Source organism: Ralstonia sp. 25mfcol4.1, from assembly GCF_900104095.1.
Classification (GTDB): domain Bacteria; phylum Pseudomonadota; class Gammaproteobacteria; order Burkholderiales; family Burkholderiaceae; genus Cupriavidus.
The window spans coordinates 354689-373259 of sequence record NZ_FNJO01000005.1 but is presented as its reverse complement, the minus strand read 5'-3'; the positions used below and the strand labels follow the sequence as shown (position 1 = coordinate 373259).

Annotated in this window: 15 protein-coding genes; 7 read left to right on the top strand and 8 right to left on the bottom strand. The window is 65.8% G+C overall.

Going from position 1 to position 18571, the window contains the following annotated elements:
* Positions 1-118 precede the first annotated feature (118 nt).
* Together BLQ58_RS12020 and BLQ58_RS12015 are read left to right on the top strand one after the other, a co-directional pair.
* Complete coding sequence (locus tag BLQ58_RS12020) at positions 119-1192, top strand: NAD(P)-dependent alcohol dehydrogenase (RefSeq protein ID WP_029050901.1); 1074 nt, start codon at positions 119-121, stop codon at positions 1190-1192.
* A gap of 184 nt (positions 1193-1376) precedes the next feature.
* Complete coding sequence (locus tag BLQ58_RS12015; RefSeq protein WP_029050902.1) at positions 1377-1601, top strand: DUF1653 domain-containing protein; 225 nt, start codon at positions 1377-1379, stop codon at positions 1599-1601.
* A gap of 141 nt (positions 1602-1742) precedes the next feature.
* Here the strand turns inward: BLQ58_RS12015 and BLQ58_RS12010 are convergent, their stop codons facing one another.
* Positions 1743-3296 carry a methyl-accepting chemotaxis protein gene (locus tag BLQ58_RS12010; protein WP_049815832.1) on the bottom strand — a complete coding sequence of 518 codons (1554 nt, stop codon included), beginning with the start codon at positions 3294-3296 and terminating at the stop codon, positions 1743-1745.
* 170 nt (positions 3297-3466) lie between these two features.
* Here BLQ58_RS12010 and BLQ58_RS12005 point away from each other — a divergent pair, with 170 nt between their 5' ends.
* The 3 genes from BLQ58_RS12005 (at position 3467) to BLQ58_RS11995 (ending at position 9250) form a co-directional block, all read left to right on the top strand.
* Positions 3467-4054 (top strand): TetR/AcrR family transcriptional regulator, encoded by a 588-nt coding sequence (locus BLQ58_RS12005; RefSeq protein ID WP_029050903.1) that lies wholly within the window; start codon positions 3467-3469, stop codon positions 4052-4054.
* On the top strand, positions 4051-6030 hold the full coding sequence (gene shc, locus BLQ58_RS12000) for a squalene--hopene cyclase (RefSeq protein ID WP_049815833.1): 1980 nt from the start codon (positions 4051-4053) through the stop codon (positions 6028-6030). The genes BLQ58_RS12005 and shc overlap by 4 nt, the downstream gene beginning before the upstream one ends.
* 340 nt (positions 6031-6370) lie before the next feature.
* A complete protein-coding gene (locus BLQ58_RS11995) occupies positions 6371-9250 on the top strand; it encodes an autotransporter family protein (protein ID WP_049815834.1) in 2880 nt (959 codons plus the stop codon).
* 118 nt (positions 9251-9368) lie between these two features.
* On the opposite strand, the gene dbpA is transcribed toward BLQ58_RS11995, so the two are convergent.
* Both dbpA and oxlT read right to left on the bottom strand, forming a co-directional pair.
* Positions 9369-10772, bottom strand: coding sequence for an ATP-dependent RNA helicase DbpA (dbpA, locus tag BLQ58_RS11990; RefSeq protein ID WP_029050905.1), 1404 nt, complete (start codon positions 10770-10772; stop codon positions 9369-9371).
* 108 nt (positions 10773-10880) lie between these two features.
* The gene (gene oxlT / locus BLQ58_RS11985; protein ID WP_029050906.1) at positions 10881-12197 is read right to left on the bottom strand and encodes an oxalate/formate MFS antiporter; all 1317 of its coding nucleotides are present in this window, start codon (positions 12195-12197) and stop codon (positions 10881-10883) included.
* A gap of 902 nt (positions 12198-13099) precedes the next feature.
* Between oxlT and BLQ58_RS11980 the strand changes: the two genes are divergently transcribed.
* On the top strand, positions 13100-13828 hold the full coding sequence (locus tag BLQ58_RS11980; protein WP_029050907.1) for a DUF4198 domain-containing protein: 729 nt from the start codon (positions 13100-13102) through the stop codon (positions 13826-13828).
* Between the two features lie 82 nt (positions 13829-13910).
* Here the strand turns inward: BLQ58_RS11980 and BLQ58_RS11975 are convergent, their stop codons facing one another.
* From BLQ58_RS11975 to BLQ58_RS11965, 4 genes are all read right to left on the bottom strand, one after another.
* On the bottom strand, positions 13911-14720 hold the full coding sequence (locus BLQ58_RS11975) for an alpha/beta fold hydrolase (RefSeq protein ID WP_049815835.1): 810 nt from the start codon (positions 14718-14720) through the stop codon (positions 13911-13913).
* A 28-nt stretch (positions 14721-14748) separates the two neighbouring features.
* Positions 14749-14919 carry a hypothetical protein gene (locus BLQ58_RS29120; protein WP_175459890.1) on the bottom strand — a complete coding sequence of 57 codons (171 nt, stop codon included), beginning with the start codon at positions 14917-14919 and terminating at the stop codon, positions 14749-14751.
* Positions 14920-15097: 178 nt separating this feature from the next.
* A complete protein-coding gene (locus BLQ58_RS11970; protein WP_029050909.1) occupies positions 15098-16420 on the bottom strand; it encodes a type II toxin-antitoxin system HipA family toxin in 1323 nt (440 codons plus the stop codon).
* Positions 16420-16809, bottom strand: a complete 390-nt coding sequence (locus tag BLQ58_RS11965) for a helix-turn-helix domain-containing protein (RefSeq protein WP_029050910.1) — start codon at positions 16807-16809, stop codon at positions 16420-16422. Before BLQ58_RS11965 ends, BLQ58_RS11970 begins: the two co-directional genes overlap by 1 nt.
* A 274-nt stretch (positions 16810-17083) precedes the next feature.
* Between BLQ58_RS11965 and BLQ58_RS11960 the strand changes: the two genes are divergently transcribed.
* On the top strand, positions 17084-17818 hold the full coding sequence (locus BLQ58_RS11960; RefSeq protein ID WP_029050911.1) for an IclR family transcriptional regulator: 735 nt from the start codon (positions 17084-17086) through the stop codon (positions 17816-17818).
* A gap of 15 nt (positions 17819-17833) precedes the next feature.
* Here BLQ58_RS11960 and BLQ58_RS11955 read toward each other — a convergent pair whose 3' ends face one another.
* Entirely contained in the window at positions 17834-18532 is a 699-nt protein-coding gene (locus tag BLQ58_RS11955; RefSeq protein ID WP_029050912.1) for a 4'-phosphopantetheinyl transferase family protein, read from the bottom strand.
* Positions 18533-18571: the final 39 nt, after the last annotated feature.

Genomic DNA, 18571 nt, shown 5'->3' with positions numbered 1-18571 from the left:
GTCTGCACCCTCCGACTCTGATCAACACTCGCGCAAATCTGTGGCAATAGACTGGAAGCGGCGCGCCCGCTCGCCCCCGCGGCCGTCCCCTTCCGTCGAAGTCTTCAGGAGCTTAAACATGCCCACCATGCGTGCTGCCGTCTTTCAAGGTCCCGGCAAGATCACTCTTCAGGAAAAGCCCATCCCCAGCGTCGGTCCCGGCGATGCCTTGATCCGGATCACCACCACCACGATCTGCGGCACGGACGTGCACATCCTCAAAGGCGAATACCCGGTGCAGCCCGGGCTGACCATCGGTCACGAGCCGGTCGGCGTGATCGAGAAGCTGGGCAGCAACGTCACCGGCTATCAGGAAGGCCAGCGCGTGATTGCGGGCGCGATTTGTCCGAGCTTCTATTCGTACGCCTGCCAGGACGGCTGCGCGTCGCAGGACGGCCAGTCGCACGGCCATGGCTACAAGCCGATGGGTGGCTGGCGCTTTGGCAACACCATCGACGGCACGCAGGCCGAATACGTGCTGGTGCCCGATGCCCAGGCCAACCTGGCCCCGATTCCCGACGGGCTGACCGACGAGCAGGTGCTGATGTGTCCGGACATCATGTCCACCGGATTTGCAGGGGCCGAACAGGCGAATATCAAGATTGGCGATATCGTGGCGGTCTTCGCGCAGGGGCCGATTGGCCTGTGCGCCACGGCCGGTGCGCGGCTGCGTGGGGCATCGAAAATCATCGTGGTCGATGGCATCGACGATCGCCTGGCGATTGCGCGCCATATGGGCGCCGACGAAGTGGTCAATTTCCGCAAGACCGATGTCGTCGATGAAATCCTGCGGCTGACGGGCGGCCGGGGTGTCGATGCCGCCATCGAGGCCCTGGGTACGCAAGCCACGTTCGAGGCGGCGCTGCGGGTGCTGAAGCCCGGCGGCACGCTGTCCAGCCTGGGCGTCTATTCCACCGACCTGCGCATTCCGCTAGGGCCGTTCGCCGCCGGGCTGGGCGACCACAAGATCATCACCTCGCTGTGCCCGGGCGGCAAAGAACGCATGCGCCGCCTGATGAACGTGATCGAGACCCACCGGGTGGACCTGGCGCCGCTGGTCACGCACCACTACAAGCTGGCCGATATCGAATCGGCCTATGACCTCTTTGCCAACCAGCGCGACGGGGTGCTGAAGGTGGCCATCACGCCGTAATGCTGTCCGAGGCGCTGCGCAAGCGTCAGCCCGGCCCGGAGTAGAATGCCGGCCCAGTCTGGGCCGGCACCGGGCCCAGCAGACCCAACCGGAATTCCTCATGCAAGACACGGACATCGACGCCATCCGCCAGGCCTTTGCGCTGGTGGGTGAATTCGGCGAGGGCAAGACCCCGCGCTACAAGGTGGCCAGCGAGGCCGAGGCGCTGAAGCTGGCCACGCACCGCCACTACAAGGGCGGCCTGTACCGACGCATCTTTGAAGCGAAGCACTCGGAAATCGACGAAATCATGACGGTCTACGTGCATATCTGGCCGCACGACACGTCGCCCTGGGTGCGCCCGGCCGAGATGTTCCACGGGCGGCTGGAGGATGAGCGCGTGCGTTTTGCCCCGCTGGCCGGTAGCTGAGCGCGCCCGACATGCACCGCGCCCGAAGAATTCGCCGACGCGGTGCTGTGCTTCCGTCACCGGGGCCCGCGCCGCGACCGGCCAGAACCTGGCGCTCGACGGCGGGCTGGTGAAGGACTGACCGCGCAGGCCAGGGGCGGATCAAACCACTGCCGGCACCTGGAACGACGACACCGAGGCCTTCAGCACATCGGCCTGCTCTTCCAGCGCCTTGGCCGCCGCGGCGGCCTCTTCCACCAGCGCGGCGTTCTGCTGCGTCATCTGGTCCATCTGCGTGACGGCCTTGCCCACCTGGTCAATGCCGGCGCTCTGCTCGCGAGATGCCGTGCTGATCTCGCCCATGATCGACGTCACACGGCCCACCGCCTGCACCAGGTCTTGCATCGTGGTGCCGGCCTTGTCCACCTGCTGCGTGCCGGCCTCCACCTGGCTCACGGTGTCGTTGATCAGCTGGACGATTTCCTTGGCGGCCGATGCCGACCGTTGCGCCAGTTCACGTACCTCGCCGGCCACCACGGCAAAGCCTCGACCCTGCTCGCCCGCGCGGGCCGCTTCCACGGCGGCGTTCAGGGCGAGGATGTTGGTCTGGAACGCGATGCCTTCGATCACCGCCGTAATTTCGCCAATCTTGCGCGACGCATGCTGGATGCCGCTCATGGTCGTCACCACGTTGCGCATGTCTTCGCCACCGCGCGATGCGGTTTCCGAAGCGGCCGCGGCCAGCTGGTTGGCCTGCTGGGCGTTCTCTGCGTTCTGCCGCACGATGGCCGTCAGCTGTTCCATGCTGGCGGCGGTTTCTTCCAGCGCGCTGGCCTGCTGCTCGGTGCGCTGCGACAGATCCAGATTGCCCGCCGCGATCTGGCGCGTGGCCGTGGCAATCGCATCGCTGCCGCCACGCATGGTCTGGATGGCGTCGATCAGGCCCGACTGCATCTGGCGCAGGCCCTGGGTCAGGTCGCCCATTTCGTCCTGGCTGGTCACACGAATGCGCTCCGTCAGGTCGCCGTGGGAAATCCGGCCAAAGCTTTCCAGCATGCGAACCAGCGGTTCCGAAATGGCACGCCGCAGGCCAATGGCACAGACCAGCGCCCCGATGATGCCGACCGCGATGGCGCCAGTCACCATCCACAGGAATCGCTGCGAGCGCGCCGTGGCGTTGTCGTACATGGCCTGCGCCTGGTCGCTCTGGTTGCGTTCCAGCGCATTTACGGCGGCGGTCAGATCCACGAACATCGGCGGGATCTTCGCCATGACCTGCTGATCTATGGCGGCCGCGTCGCGGGCGCGCAGTGCCGAGATCAGCGGCTCCACGCCTTCCTTGAAGAATTTGCTACGCAGGGCTTCGACCTTATCGGACAGCGCCTTTTCTTCGGCGGACTTGGCCAGCGCCTGGTAGGCGCTCCACGCCTTCTCGGACTTCTCGCGATAGCCCACCGCCTTGTCGATGGTGGTCGGCACATCGGCGGCGTCGGGATGGAACACCGCGCGATCGAGCGTGGTCCGCACCACGGCGGCATGCAGCTGCGATGCCGCCACAAGGCGCGTCGACGCCAGCTGGTTGGTGTAGATCTCGCGGATATCGGCGATGGACGCGCGCATCCCGAGGACGCCGATGACGCCGATCACGGTCAGCAGGGCAGCCAGCACGGCCAGGGCCGCGTTCAGGCGAAATCGAATCGAAAGTTTGCTTGGCATGGCGATACAGAAGCGGGAGTCAATGCTGCAGCGCACTAACGGCCCCGAATCCCGTCACTGAAGGGATGCCCGCTCATGTAGACACATGTAGACATGGACGCACGCGGTAAAGCGGCGCAGGCGGCGCATCGGTTTGCAAACAATCCGGCCGGATGGTATCTTCCGGCGCCATGAGTGAAGCCCACCGCCGTCCCAAGCAACCCCAGCTGATTCGCGATCGGCTGATCGCCGCCACCATCGACCTGCTGGTCGAGGAAGGCATCGGCGCGGTGACGCTCAATGCCGTGGCGGCCCGCGCCGGTGTATCCAAGGGCGGGCTGCAGCATCACTTTTCGAGCAAGCAGGAACTGCTGCAGGCGCTGTCCAGCGAGGTGCTGGACCATTTCAAGCGCCAGGTGACCACGGTGGCAGAATCCGACGCCGAACCGCATGGCCGCAACACGCGCGCCTACCTGCGGGCATCGGCCGATGGCTTTGTCGAAGCGGGCGAACGCGAACTCTGGAAGGCCGCCATGATGCTCGTCATGGCCCGCCCCGAATTCCGCATGCCCTACCAGGAATGGGAAGCCGCGTCGCTGCAGCGTGACGCGGCCCAGTGCGAAGACGCCACGCGCCTGCTGTTGTGCCGGCTGGCCGCCGACGGCCTCTGGCTGGCCGACCTGCTCGGCCATCGCACCATCGATCCCGCCCAACGCGCGGCGCTGGTCGGTCATCTTGAACAGCTGACCCAGCCCTGCACGGAACAAGAACAAGCATGACTCCACAAGATATTCCGGCATCCGATATCGATGCCGTCCTGGCCCGTGCGCGCGACGCCCTGCTCAACAAGCAGCACCCCGACGGCCACTGGTGTTTCGAACTCGAATCCGACGCCACGATTACGGCCGAATACATCCTGATGATGCATTTTGTCGACGAGATCGACACCGCGCTGCAGGCTCGCATGGCGAAGTACCTGCGCGCGCTGCAGCGGCTGGACCGGCACGGCGCCTGGGACCTGTACTACGGCGGCGATCTCGACGTGTCGTGCAGCGTCAAGGCGTACTTCGCGCTGAAGGCCGCCGGCGATTCGCCCGACGCCCCGCACATGGTGCGCGCCCGCGATGCCATCCTGGCGCGCGGTGGCGCGGCCCGGTCAAACGTGTTCACGCGCATCCTGCTGGCCACGTTTGGCGAGGTGCCGTGGCGCGCCACGCCGTTCATGCCGGTGGAATTCGTGCTGTTCCCGCGCTGGGCGCCGATCCACATGGACAAGGTGGCCTACTGGGCCCGCACGACCATGGTGCCGCTGCTGGTGCTGTGCTCGATGCGCGCGCAGGCGAAGAATCCGCTCGGCATCCACGTGCAGGAACTGTTCGTGACGCCGCCCGAACTGGAGACCGAGTACTTTCCGCGCAAACCCGGCCTGCAGGGCCTGTTCCTGAAGCTCGACCGCGTGGTACGCCATGTGGAGCCGCTGATCCCGCGCGCGCTGCGCCGCAAGGCCATCCAGCGCGCCGTGCAGTGGAGCGAAGAGCGGATGAACGGCGAGGACGGCTTCGGCGGCATCTTCCCGCCGATGGTCTACGCCTACGAGATGATGGTGCTGATGGGCTATGCCAAGGACCATCCGATGCGCCGCGACTGCATGGACGCGCTGAAAAAGCTGATCGTCCACCGCGACGACGGCATCTCGTACTGCCAGCCCTGCCTGTCGCCGGTATGGGATACCGCCTGGAGCCTGATGGCACTGGAGCAGGCGCCAGTCACCGAGCAATCGAAGGCCGCCATCGCGCGCGGCTACGAATGGATGACCGAACGCCAGGTGCTGGATCTGGTGGGCGACTGGCAGCACAACGCCGCGCCCGGCACGCCGCCGGGCGGCTGGGCGTTCCAGTACGAGAACCCGTACTACCCGGACATCGACGACACCGCCGTGGTCCTGGCCATGCTGCACGCACACGGCAAGCGCACGGGTCAGGCCGAGCGCTTCCGGCCGCACGTGGAGCGCGCGCTGGACTGGGCGATCGGGCTGCAGTCGAAGAACGGCGGCTTCGGCGCGTTCGACGCCAACTGCGACCGCGACTACCTGAACGCGATTCCGTTCGCCGATCATGGCGCCCTGCTCGACCCGCCCACCGAAGACGTGTCCGGGCGCATGCTGCTGGCCATGGGCGTAACCAACCGCCCGCAGGACGCCAGCTCGCGTGAACGCTGCATCGGGTATCTGCGCCAGACGCAGCAGGCCGACGGCAGCTGGTGGGGCCGCTGGGGCACCAACTATATCTATGGCACGTGGAGCGTGCTGGCCGGCCTGGCGCTGGCCGGCGTGGACCGCAAGCTGCCGATGATGCGGCGCGCGGTGGACTGGCTGCGCGGCAAACAGAACGCCGATGGCGGCTGGGGCGAGACCAACGACAGCTATCTGCACCCCGAACTGGCAGGCACGCACGACGCGGGCAGCACCGCCGAGCATACGGCGTGGGCGCTGCTGGGCCAGTTGGCGCTGGGCGAGCACGAATCGGATTCGGTCAGGCGCGGCGTGGCCTGGCTGGTGGGCGCACAGGGCCAGGACGGCTTCTGGACCCATCCTTATCACAATGCACCCGGCTTCCCGCGCATCTTCCATCTGAAGTACCACGGCTATACCGCGTACTTTCCGCTGTGGGCGCTGGGGCGCTACCGGCGGCTGACCGCGAGCCGGCAGCCTGCGGCCAGACAGGTCGAGTCGGTTCCGGAGCAGGAACTGGCTTGAGGTTCATGAAGAAGGGGCGCCAAGGCGCCCCTTCTTCATGTGGTGAGCGCCATTGCGCCCATTGCGTCCATTGCGTCCATCAGGTACGGGCGGAAAGGCGCTCGCGCCCCTATTCCGACAGGCAGAATGCCAAGTTAAAGCCTCTGCGTTAGACCGTCCCGGTGCGGTTAGCAACTCATTTGTGAACGCTCTCGACGTGACGTCGCAGCCTCGCGACACCCCAATTCGTTGACGATACAAAGAATCACATATTGATCTACCATCAGCCCCGCTTCACGTTGTATCCAAAATAAAACAAACGGAATGGGGTAGTTCAATGCAAGCAAACTTTTGTCGTGGAATGCGGCAGGCACGCGTGCGCGCGCCGCAAGCGTCCTCCATCACCCTGGCTGTCGCCCTGCTGTTCCCGGTGAGCGCCTCGGCGGCCGAATACCTGGTGGGCACCGAGGCCGAACTGCGGGCGGCACTCGGGGCTGCCATGACCGACGGCGATCCGTCGGCGACAATCCGCTTCACTGCGGACATCACCGTCACTTCGCCCGGCACTTCGACTTTTAATTCGCCCGTCAAACCGGTCACCTTCGATACGCAGGGCTTTGCGCTGATCCGAAATACGGGCACCGCCGGGTTCACGTTCACTGCAGCATCGCCCCGGACATTCAACGGGACGTACCTCGGCGGGACTGCCGCCGCTGGCGGCATTGGCCTGACGCTGCTGGGTCCGGGCGCGCAAGCTGTCTTCAATGGCGCTGCAAAGGGGGGCGGTTCAACGACTGCCGGCACGGGCGGCGGCGTGGGGATTTCCGTCAACGGCTCCGGCATGACGCTCATCAACAACGGATCCATCAAGGGCGGCGGTGCGACCGCATTCAGCGCAGCCACCAACGGACTGAGCGCCGGGGTCTCGCTGGCCACTGGCGCCCGCCTGGTGAACGGGGCCTCCGGCCTGATCGTCGGTGGCGATGGCTTTGGCGGCATGGCCGGGTCGGGCGTGGCCTTTTCTGTTTCCACCGGCGGCTTGCTGGTCAACCAGGGCACGATTCGTGGGGGCGCCGATCTGAGCGGCGGCACGGGCGGCGGCCGTGCGATTCGGATCTCGTCGGGTACGATCGCCATCGAAAACTCGGGCCTCCTCGAAGGCGGCGTCGGTAATTCCGCGCTCAACGTGCAACAGAACGCACAACTCACAATCACCAATTCCGGCACCATCCGCGCCGGTAACGGCTACGCAAACGCCATCGAATTCGGTGCGACTGCAGCCAGTAACTCGACGCTCGAACTGCAGGCCGGCTCGAACATCGTCGGCAATGTCGTCGCCGGTGCCGGCACCAACGACACCTTCCGCCTGGGCGGTGCCTCCAACAGCGTGTTCGACGTCTCGACTATCGGCGACACCGCGCAGTACCGCAACTTCGACAAGTTCGAAAAAGCGGGCGCCAGCACCTGGTCGCTGATCGGCGCCGGCACCGTCACCACGCCGTGGACGGTCAACGAAGGCACGCTGCAGATCGGCAACGGGGGCGCCAGCGGCAGCCTGGCCAGCAGCGTCGTGGTCAACAGCGGCGCCACGCTGGCGTTCAACCGTTCGGACACCTACACCTTCGGCAACGCCATCACGGGTGCCGGCGGTGTGGCGCAGAACGGTACCGGCACCACGGTATTCAATACCGCCCAGACTTATGCCGGCCCGACCACGGTCAACCTCGGCACGCTGGCCGTCGATGGCTCGATCACGAGCCCGGTGACGGTGAACGCGGCCGGTACGCTGTCCGGCACCGGCACGGTATTCGGCAATGTCACCAATAGCGGCACGGTCGCACCGGGCGGCGGTTCGGGCGTGCTGACCATCGCCGGCAACTACATCGGCAACGGCGGCGCCGTGCGGGTGAACACGGCGCTGGGTGGCGATGCATCGGCCACCGGCCGCCTGGTGGTCACGGGCGATACGTCGGGCGCCAGCCAGGTGCGGGTGGTCAACGTTGGCGGCGCTGGCGCACTGACCTCCGAGGGCATCAAGGTCATCGACGTGCAAGGCGCGTCGAACGGCGCCTTCACGCTGGCCGGCGACTACACGTTCCAGGGCCAACCGGCCGTGGTGGCCGGCGCTTACGGCTATCGGCTGTTCAAGAATGGCGTGTCCACGCCCGACGATGGCGGCTGGTACCTGCGCTCGTCGCTGCTGGACCCGGCCGTCGTTGGCGCACCGGCTGCAGCCGCCGCCGGGCCGCTGCTGGCCCCGACCGTCCCCGTGTACGAAGCCTATTCGAGCGTGCTGCAACGCTTCAACGAACTGGGCACGCTGCAGCAGCGCGTGGGCAACCGCGCGTGGTCGTCCAATGCTTCGGTGCAGGCCGAGCAGGAAGCCGGCAAGCCGATCATCGGCCGTGGCGCCTGGGCGCGTGTGGAAGGCTCGAACACCCATATCGACCCGTCCACCAGCACCACCAGTGCCAGCTACAACGTGCGCATGTGGAAGTTCGAAGGCGGCGTGGATGCGCCGGTCATCCAGAACCAGAGCGGTACGCTGGTCGTCGGACCGACCTTCCACTACGGCATTGCCAACGCCAGTGTCTCGTCGATGTTCGGCAACGGCGCGATCGATGCCACGGGCTACGGTTTTGGCGGAACGGCGACGTGGTACGGCAACAACGGCTCGTATGTCGATGCGCGCGCCACGCTGACCTGGTACGACACGGACCTCCGCTCGTCGACGCTGGCCACCAAGCTCGCCAACGGCAATCGCGGCAGCGGCGTGGCCACCAGCGTGGAAGCCGGCCACCAGCTCGCCTTGGGCGGCGACTGGTCGATCACGCCGCAGGCCCAGCTGGCCTGGTCGCAGGTGCGCTTCGACGCGTTCACGGACCAGTACGGCGCCAATGTGTCGCGTGACAACGGCAACAGCCTGGTCTCGCGCCTGGGCGTGTCGCTCGATCATGAAACGAAATGGACAGCCGCCAACGGCAAGACCAGCCGCTCGCACGTGTACGGCATCACGAACCTGTACTACGACTTCCTGCACGGTACGTCGGCACGCGTGGCCGACATCAGCGTGGTCAGCAAGGAACAGGCGCTGTGGGCGGGCCTGGGCATCGGTGCGTCGATGAACTGGAACGATGACCGCTACACGGTCTACGGCGAACTGCTGGCGCGCACCAGCGTGCAGAACTTCGGCGACAGCAATGCGATCGGCGCCAAGCTGGGCGTGCGCTATCGCTGGTAAGCCGCACGGGGAATGCGCCGCGCGCCATCGGCCGCGGCGGTAGCACTGCAAACCACGTCTGGTTGGACGTGGTTTTTTTCGTCGGCCCCGGGCGGGCCGGCTTGGCAGCGGGAATGGCTTAACGCTGGCCGGTGGTCAGCATCCTGACCTTCACCTTGCGGCCCTTGACCTTGCCATCGTTGAGCCGCTTGACCGCCTCGCGGCCGATGGCGCGGTCCACGGCGATGTAGGTCGACATCTCCATCACGCTGATCTTGCCGACCTGCTCCTTCGTGAAGCCGGCCTCGCCGGTCAGCGCGCCCAGGATATCGCCGGCGCGGATCTTCTCCTTGCGGCCGCCCAGCATCTGCAGCGTGACCATCGGCGGCAGCAGGCGTCCGCCGCCTGAAGGCGTCAGCTCGGTCAGCGGATGCCACTCGAACTCGCCGCCCTGATGCTGTTCGATATTGCCCACGCGGCCCATTTCGTCGAGGCTGACCAGGCTGAATGCCATGCCGGCCTCGCCGGCACGCCCGGTGCGGCCCACCCGGTGCACGTGCACCTCGGGGTCCGGCGTGACGTCCACGTTGATCACGGCCTCCAGTTGCGCGATGTCGAGCCCGCGCGCGGCCACATCGGTGGCCACCAGCACCGAGCAGCTCCGGTTGGCAAACTGCACCAGCACCTGATCGCGCTCGCGCTGGTCCAGGTCGCCATGCAGCTCAAGCGCGGCGTAACCCTGCGCGTGTAGCAAATCGGCCAGATCGCGGCAACGTGCCTTCGTATTGCAGAACGCAAGCGTGGTGGCCGGGCGGAAATGGTCGAGCAACAGGCCAACGGCGTTGAGCCGCTCGCCATTCTCCACTTCGTAAAACCGCTGCGTGATGGTGCCGGCGTCGTGCGACTCCGCTACCTTCACCGTCTTCGGCTGGCGCAGAAAGCGATGGGCGAGCTTGTCGATGGCGTCCGGATACGTGGCCGAGAACAGCAGCGTCTGCCGGTTCTTCGGTGCGTGGCTGGCGATGAACGCGATGTCGTCATGAAAGCCCATGTCGAGCATGCGGTCGGCCTCATCGAGCACCAGCGTGTTGATCGTGTCGAGATTCAGGCTGCCGCGATCAAGGTGGTCGATGATCCGGCCCGGCGTGCCGACAATCACGTGGGCGCCGTGCACCAGGCTTTCCACCTGCGGGCGGATCGGCGATCCCCCGCAGAGCGTCAGCACCTTGACGTTGTCCTCGGCGCGGGCCAGGCGACGGATTTCCTGGGTGACCTGGTCGGCCAGTTCGCGCGTCGGGCAAAGCACCAGCGCCTGGACGTCGAAGGAACGCGGGTCCAGCCGGTGCAGCAGGGCAAGCCCGAAAGCGGCGGTCTTGCCGCTTCCGGTACGCGCCTGGGCGATCAGGTCGTGGCCAGCCAGCGCGAGCGGCAGGCTGGCAGCCTGGATCGGCGTCATGGCGTCGTAGCCAAGCTGGGCAAGCGTCGCCTGCATGGCCGCGGACAGCGGCAGCGTGGCAAATGGGGTGGGGGCTGAAGAAGTCATGCCGGATTATAGATGCACGGCGCGGTAATGACGTCCCGCCCTGCCCCGGACGCTGCCGCGCAACCGGGAAGACGCCAGCCGTGGCGCCTTCCCGGCCTGCACCGTCCGTCAGGCTGGCACCTGCGTCCCGCCCCGCTCCTCGGCAAAGGCCCGTTTCGATGCTGCCACATGGTTCGCGAACACCGGCCTCAGTACCGTGAACGCCAGGAACGCGGCCAGCAGATCCATGGTGGCTACGGTATAGAGCACCGTCGACCACGTGCCGGTGGCTTCCATCATCAGGTTGCCGATCGGCACGAACAGCGCGCCAATCCCCTTGGCCGTGTAGAGCACGCCGTAGATCTTGCCGATGTGCTTGGTGCCGAAGGCGTCGCCGGCCAGGGCCGAGAACAGCGAGTAGACCTCGCCCCACGCCAGGAACACCACGCCCGACAGGATCAGGAACGCGTACGGGTTGCTGCCGAAGTAGCCCAGCGCGATGATCCCGATACCTTCCAGCGAGAACGCGATCACCATCGTCTTCTCTCGCCCGATGTTGTCCGAGATCCATCCGAACAGCGGCCGCGAAATGCCATTCATCACGCGGTCGAGCATCAGTGCCAGCGGCAGCGCGGCCATCGTGAAGAAGTACAGGTCGACCTTGAACTCCTTGACGCCCAGATCCTTGGCGATCACGCCCAGCTGCGCCACGGCCATCATGCCGCCGGTGACCACCAGCACGAACATCACCAGCATCAGCCAGAACAGCCTGGTGGCCAGCGCCTCGCGCAGCGTGTAGTCGCGCGTGGACTGGTAGATCTTGCTCGATGCCTTCACCTCGTTGGCCTGCGGCGCACGCAGGAACCAGGCCGCCATGAACGCCAGGGCGCCCTGCAGGATGCCGAAGAACATGAACGTGTGCTGGAAGCCCTGCGATTCGATCATCGCGGCGATCGGCAGGATGGTGGCCGCCGACCCGGCACCGTAGCCGCCCGCCGTCAGGCCCACGGCCAGCCCGCGACGGTCCGGGAACCACTTGATCGCATTATTGATACAAGTGGCGTAGATCGAACCCACCCCCAGCCCGCCCACGGCGGCGCCGACGTAGAAGCCCATCAGCGTGGTGGCCTGAGAATTGATCACCCAGGCCAGGCCGATGAAAAGCGCGCCAAACGCCACCATCAGGCGTGGTCCGAATTTATCGATGAAATACCCCTCGATCGGTGCCAGCCAGGTCTGTACCAGCACGAAAATCGTAAAGGCAATCTGGATATTGGCGCGGGACCAGCCAAAGGTGTCCTGGATTTCCGGCACAAACAGCGTCCAAGCGTACTGGATATTCGCCGTAGCGATCATGCAGACTACGCCAACCAGCAACTGGAACCAGCGTTTGCTGTCGGAAACCTGTGGATTGGGGCGCAGGGCCCCGGTCGGTGCGTGAGTCATTGCGCGCTCCCTGTTGTCGTGGTGTGGTCTGCAATGTGTGGGGATGCGGTTCGATACACGGGCACCGTGCGCCCGAACCGTAATATGGTCGCCTGCATTTGCGTGTCTCCTGTGTCATCGTTCTTGTTGTTTTGGTCTTCCGGTTTCGCGTGTGAAACCCATTTGCGCAGGACCGCCATTGCTCAAACCACGAGTTGGTACCGAGTGCGCGCCGAAACCCTTGTCCAGCCTTGGTTTCCAGGCAATTCATCGACCGGCTATTCGTTTTGCATCTGAAATCTCCTCGATATCAAAAATCCCCGAATGAATTACAGGTTTGTAATGTTCGACGGCGATGTCGGATTACAAATATGTAATGTCCGGCGTAATGTTCGCGTAATCCGAAACGCGACAGATACAAGGTATGTGATATACCAACATAGTCAAGCGAAAGCAGGGAGAGGGTTTTCACCACCCTTCAAAATGCATTCATTACTGTGACCAATGAAAAATCCGCCATTAATCATGCGAGCGCATTCATGGCCGAAAAATGGACAAAAAAAAGCCCGCAGGCTAGCACAGGCGGGCGGAGGCGTGATGCGTGACACCAGTTCGCAACACGTAGGCTCTAGTTATAGGTGATCTTTTAACGTCTATTTGCAATTCGAGGGTTTTCTCTTAATCGTTGAGCATTACAATTTTGTCAGAATAATGGCGCCGCTTGAAAATGACGGTAATCCGCGGGATTCCGGCCGATGTCTTTTGGCATAATCCAGCCGCCACCGGTCTTCATGTCTCCAATGTCTGTGTGGCACGCACAACGCGGCGGACACCTCGCCTAGACAATGTTCTTTGACAGTCACACGGCATTTCAGATAATAATGATTACCATTTCAAGATTGCGCCGAGGAGGCCCGCTTCACATGAACAAGACCATTTCCCTTGCCGCTGCCCTGCTCGCGCTGTCCGGCGCGGCCCAGGCGCACCAGATCTGGATCGAGCAGCCGACCGGCCACCCGGCGTCGATCCGCTTCGGCGAATTCGGTGACAACCTGCGCGAGGTATCGCCCGGTCTGCTCGACAAGTTCGGCACGCCCACCGCCACGCTGCTGGCGGCGGGCGGCGACAAGACGGCGAACGGCGTGAAGACCGCCGACGGCTTCCAGTTGCCGTTCACGCTGGGCGAACGCGACGCGCTGGTGGCCGAAGACGCCCGCTACCCGCTGCGTACGTTCAAGCGCGGCGATGCCGAGGTCACCAGCCGCTACTACCCGGCGGCCCGGTGGGTATCGGATTTCTCTGCCCTGCCGCCGAAGCTGACGCTCGACCTGGTGCCCGCCGGCCAGCCCGGCGCCTTCAAGGCGTACTACCAGGGCAAGCCGCTGCCCAAGGCGAAGGTGGCACTGGTGACGCAATCGGGGTGGGCCAAGGAAGGCCGCACCGACGATCAGGGCCTGGTGACGTTCGACATGCCGTGGAAGGGCATGTACGTCGCCGAAATCACCCACACCGACGCGCAGCCCGGCGAACGCCAGGGCGCCAGCGGCGTGGAAAAGTACACCACCACCAGCCTTGTGACGTCCGTCACCTACGTCAAGCGCGACGGCATCGACCCACTGCCGGCCGGCCCGGCGGCAACGCCGAACAAGTAAGTGGGGGACATCCCTCTCCCGGTCGCGGGAAAGGGAAGCGCATGGCGGCCGACTTCGATGCCGCCCTGCTTCCGCCCCCGTATCAGTTCTGCGTCTTCACCGTCTGCACGGCATCGAGGATGACCTTCGCCACGTCGGCAGGCCGGGATTGCTGCGGTACGTGGCTGGTCGGCAGCGTGGTCACCCTGGCGCCAATGCGCCTGGCCATCGCACGTTCCAGATCGGGCGGGATCATGCGATCGTTGGCGCTGACGATGTACCACGACGGCCGGCTGGCCCACGCCGCGACACTCGTTTTTTCTCCAAATGCCTTTGCCTGGATCGGGCCCTGGGTCGCGGCCATCACGCGGGCCTGGGCGGCGGGCACGTCCTGCGCGAAATCGCTGGCCACCGCTTGCGGCGGCAGCGACAGGTATCCCTCCTTGTCGGCCACCAGCTTGCCGATACCCGGCGCGGGCGGGAATGCCTTGCCGGCTTCCTCGGTGGACTGGCCCGCTTCCGGCGCGAAGGCGGCGACGTAGACCAGCGCCGACACCTTGTCGTTGGCGCCCGCCTCGGTAATCACCGTGCCGCCCCACGAATGCCCCACCAGCACCACCTTGCCCGGCTGATTGTCGATGGCGCGGCGCGTGGCCGCCACGTCGCCGGCCAGCGATTCCAGACCGTTCTGCACGGCCTGCACCTTCACGCCCCTGGCCTGCAGCAGCGGAATGACCTTGGCCCAGTCCGAACCATCGGCAAAGGCACCGTGCACGATGACCACCGACGGTTGCCTGTCAGCGGCCTCGGCTGCGGGCGGCGCGGCCTGCGCCGCCGCAGCGGCGGTCAGCCCGATGGTGGCCAGGGCCAGCGATACGATGGTTCGGTTGTGCGTCAGCTTGCGATTCCACATTGCGGTTTCTCCGTTTATTCCGGCAAGACTAGTTCTGGAAGTCCGGTACAGGCTGCGCCGGCAGCGCAATCACCAGCGCCACGCAGGCCGTGGCGGTGGCAACGACTGCGGCCGCCAGCGTCAACCCCTGGAGCGCACCCGGTGGCAGCGACGAGAACACTGTCCTCGTCAGCTGCAACGCGATGTTGATTTTCGACATAGGGGGCTCCAGCCGGACCGATGGTTGGCGGCGCACCGTGCGCAATCGCCATGGAGCCTATTGGAAGGGTTGGACGTATCGCGTCCGTGTGGCGCAAGCGCGCGTTCGGTGTGTCGACGTATCGGCCCGCCGTCTTGATACACAACGGTACAAATCGCCACCCGACAGCGGCCGATGCTCAGAGCCGCCTGGCCTGCGCCCGTAGGCCCTCGAACACGCGCTCGGCCACGTCCTGCGGAAACGTCGCCGGCAATTCGGCCACCGTGGCGTCGATGGCCGGTTCGACGGCGGCCTTCAGTTCCATCAGGATGGCCTCGACGTCATCGGCAGGCAGGCCCACCAGCCGCCCCTGCTCCAGCCAGTGCCGGCGCATGATCTGCGCAATGCGATAGTGGTTCTGCGTGCCGCGCACGGCCATGGCCATGCGGGCCTTCTGCGGCGCCAACTGGTTTGCACCGCCGCCCATGATCGGAAACGCCGACAGCACGTCGTACAGCGGCGTCGACCAGTAACGGCCGCCCGGCCCGATCGACAGGCTGAAGTTCTTGGCGTGCCCGTCCGTCGCGGCCAGCAGCCAGAACAGGATCTGCGTTTTGAAGAAATTACGACGATCATGGGCCGGAGTTTCGGACGCCGCCAGCACGCTCATGATGTCGGCGATGCCTGGCCCGCCGTCGGCCTGATACTTCGACAGCGGCGACAGGCCCAGCGCCTGGCAAAAGTCCTCCTGCGGCAGGCGGATGATCCAGCTGCCGTCGGGCGCCAGCCGCCGGTCGAAGCGTTCCACCACCAGCACCTTCTGATCCTCGAACGTTTCGATGGCGCAATCGGCGATGGGCAGGCCAAAGTGGCCCACCATCCGGGCGCACAGCCATTCGTTTTCGACCGACGTGCGCATGTCCGCGCGCATGTTGCCAACCAGTCCCAGCGGCAGCTTGAGGATATGGGTGGTGGGGGTGCTGCCGCGCGGCAGCAGCCATTGCCCCCCGTGATGCAGCAGCGCGGTCTTTTCCTGCGCGCCGGCAATCGACAGCCGCAAGTCGCCTTCGTCGTCGTGCTGGCCGAGCGGTGCGCTGCGCGTGGCATCGTGCAGCAGCCGCGCGATGGCCGCCTCATCCAGCGGCGTGCCCTCGATGGTGCGCAGCCCTTCGGGCTCGGCGCCTTCGGGCAGCAGTTGCAGTGCGCCGACGCAGTCGCGCCCCAGCGCGGCCAGCAGGTCGAACGGGCCGGTGCCTTGGGTGCGATGGCGCTGCGCCAGCCGGCGGCGGATGGCATCGCTGTCGGGCAGCAGGTTGTCGAAGTAGTCCGTGACCACGCCACCGCGATACGGGGCGGCATCGGACCGGAATGGCAGCGAGAGGGAAAGGGGACGCCCCTGGCTGCTCTCCATCCAGTCGGCGTCGTAGGCAAACGACTCGCCGTCGGTGCCCCGTTCCCACGTGCCCGTCATCCAGCCGTTCATCCAGACGCCAAGCCGGCGCCGGAGCGGACGCCTGCCCATTACCAGTCCTCTCCCGATCCCTGGTCGGGCTTGGACTGGCGGCGGGCGGCCGTGCCGGCTGGCCGCGCCTTTGCCTGGGCGGTGCCGGGCTTGCCGGGCCTGTCAGCCTTGCTGCGCCGGACATTCCCGGCGCCGGCCGCATCAGTGGAATCCGCGGCCGCCGCCGCGCCGCGCGGCGCCAGTAGCAGATCCACCTCCAACGCCTGCAGCACCGCCAGGACGCGCGCCATACTGGCGCGTCCAGGATTGGCTTCCAGGCGGGCGTAGCTTTGCTGGCTGACACCGAGGCGTGCCGCTACCTCGGCCTGCGTCAGGCCGCGCGACCGGCGAAAGCCCTGCAATACCGGATTGAGCTGGGTCAGGATTCGGATGGGATATTGGTTGGCCATGGGGGCTGCGCGAACGCGTCGGAACCAGATTCACAACATCTGCGTTGTAAAGCCGTTTTACTACGTAAAGGTTGTATTTTCAAGTTACAACGGATAGGTTGTAAAGTCGTTTTACTACGTAAAGGTTGTACCAGATGCGCTTTCGGGTGCGCCTGCGGTCGCCGCCGTGCTACAGTCCGCCCCGACGGCCCCAGCCCGGGCCACCCCGAACCGCGCCCGTCCGATCCTGCCCAGCCCCATGCCAGAGCGCCCAGAGTCCGCAAAACCCCCGGCAATGAACGTCAAGACCGCCCTGCGGGTCATCGAGATCATCGAGACCTTTGCGCGTGAACGGCGGGCGCTGTCGCTGTCGGAACTGGCGCGCCTGCTGGCGGTGCCGGCATCGAGCTGCCTGGCGCTGATCCGCACCCTGACATCGCTGGGCTATCTCTACGAAACCGCCCGCCGGCAGGGCTACTACCCCACGGGGCGGCTGCTGGCCATGGCCCAGCAGATTGCCCGGCACGATCCGGTACTTGACCGCGTCCATGGCACGATGAGCGAATTGCGCGACGCCACCGGAGAAACCATCGTCATCGGCAAGCTGCATGAAGGCACGTCCGTGGTCTACCTGGACGTGCTCGAATCCCCGCACGCGATTCGCTATATCGCCACGGCAGGCGAACGGCGCGAGCTGCACGCCAACTCCATCGGCAAGGCGCTGCTGGCGGCGATGGACGATGGCGAACGCGCCGCGCTGCTGCCCCGGCTGGCGTTCCAGGGCTTTACGCCCCGCACGCTGACCACGCCCGCTACGCTGGAAGCCGACCTGCGCCAGGCGCGCGAACGCGGCGCCTACGTCAACCTCAGTGAATCGATGCCCGACGTGGGTGCGCTGGCCTGGCCGGTGCGGCTGTCGGGGGAATGCTATGCGATTTCGATCGCGGGGCCGGTGTACCGGATCGAGCCGCACCTGGAGCACTACGCTGCCATCCTGCGCGCGGCGTGCGCCTCGCTGGAAAAGACCTGAGCGTCGCGCCCAGGGTCAATCGACGGTTTCCTGCGCGTGCAGCCGCCAGCCGGCGGCCTGCGGCAGACCGAGGTCATCCTCCAGCCCCGACGCGGCGGCCAGCGCCAGCACGGCATTCTTGCGGCGCCAGGTCAGCCCGTTGGCCTGCGCCAGGGGCGACGGCCTGGCCTCCACCAGCTGTCCCATCATGGTCTGGAACAGGTTGCCACCGTGGCACTTGATCCACGCCTCCTTGAGCGTCCAGAGCTGGAAGAACGCCAGCATGCGGGCATCCTCGTCGCCATCGGCCAGCAGTTCGGGCAGCGCCGCGCGCTCGCCCTCCGTGGTCGTGGCCTCGATCAGCGTATCCAGATGGCGGCGCGGCTGCAGTTCCTCGATATCGACGCCGACCGGCATGTCGGAGACCGCACAGGCAAGGTGATCGCCCGAGTGGGCAATCGAGACGAAAACCGGCGTACCCACCGCGCCGGCCACATGGGTCGCCAGCGGCGGCGCGTCCTCCGCCGCCGACAGCGCCCATTCCGATGCATCGCCCCCGAAGGTCACGGCCAGCAGCCGCCGCGCCAGCCAGCGGCCCGCCGCGAACTGCTCGGCGCGTTGCTGCGCCCGCATGGCCGCCAGCCGCGCCAGTTCCTCGGCGGACATCCAGCGGCTGACAGGTGGCGCCATGGCGGCAAAGGCCATGACCGATCCGGTACGCAGGGCAATCGGCATGGTGACGGGTTCCTTCGGCAGCTTCTGGCGCAGCGTGTC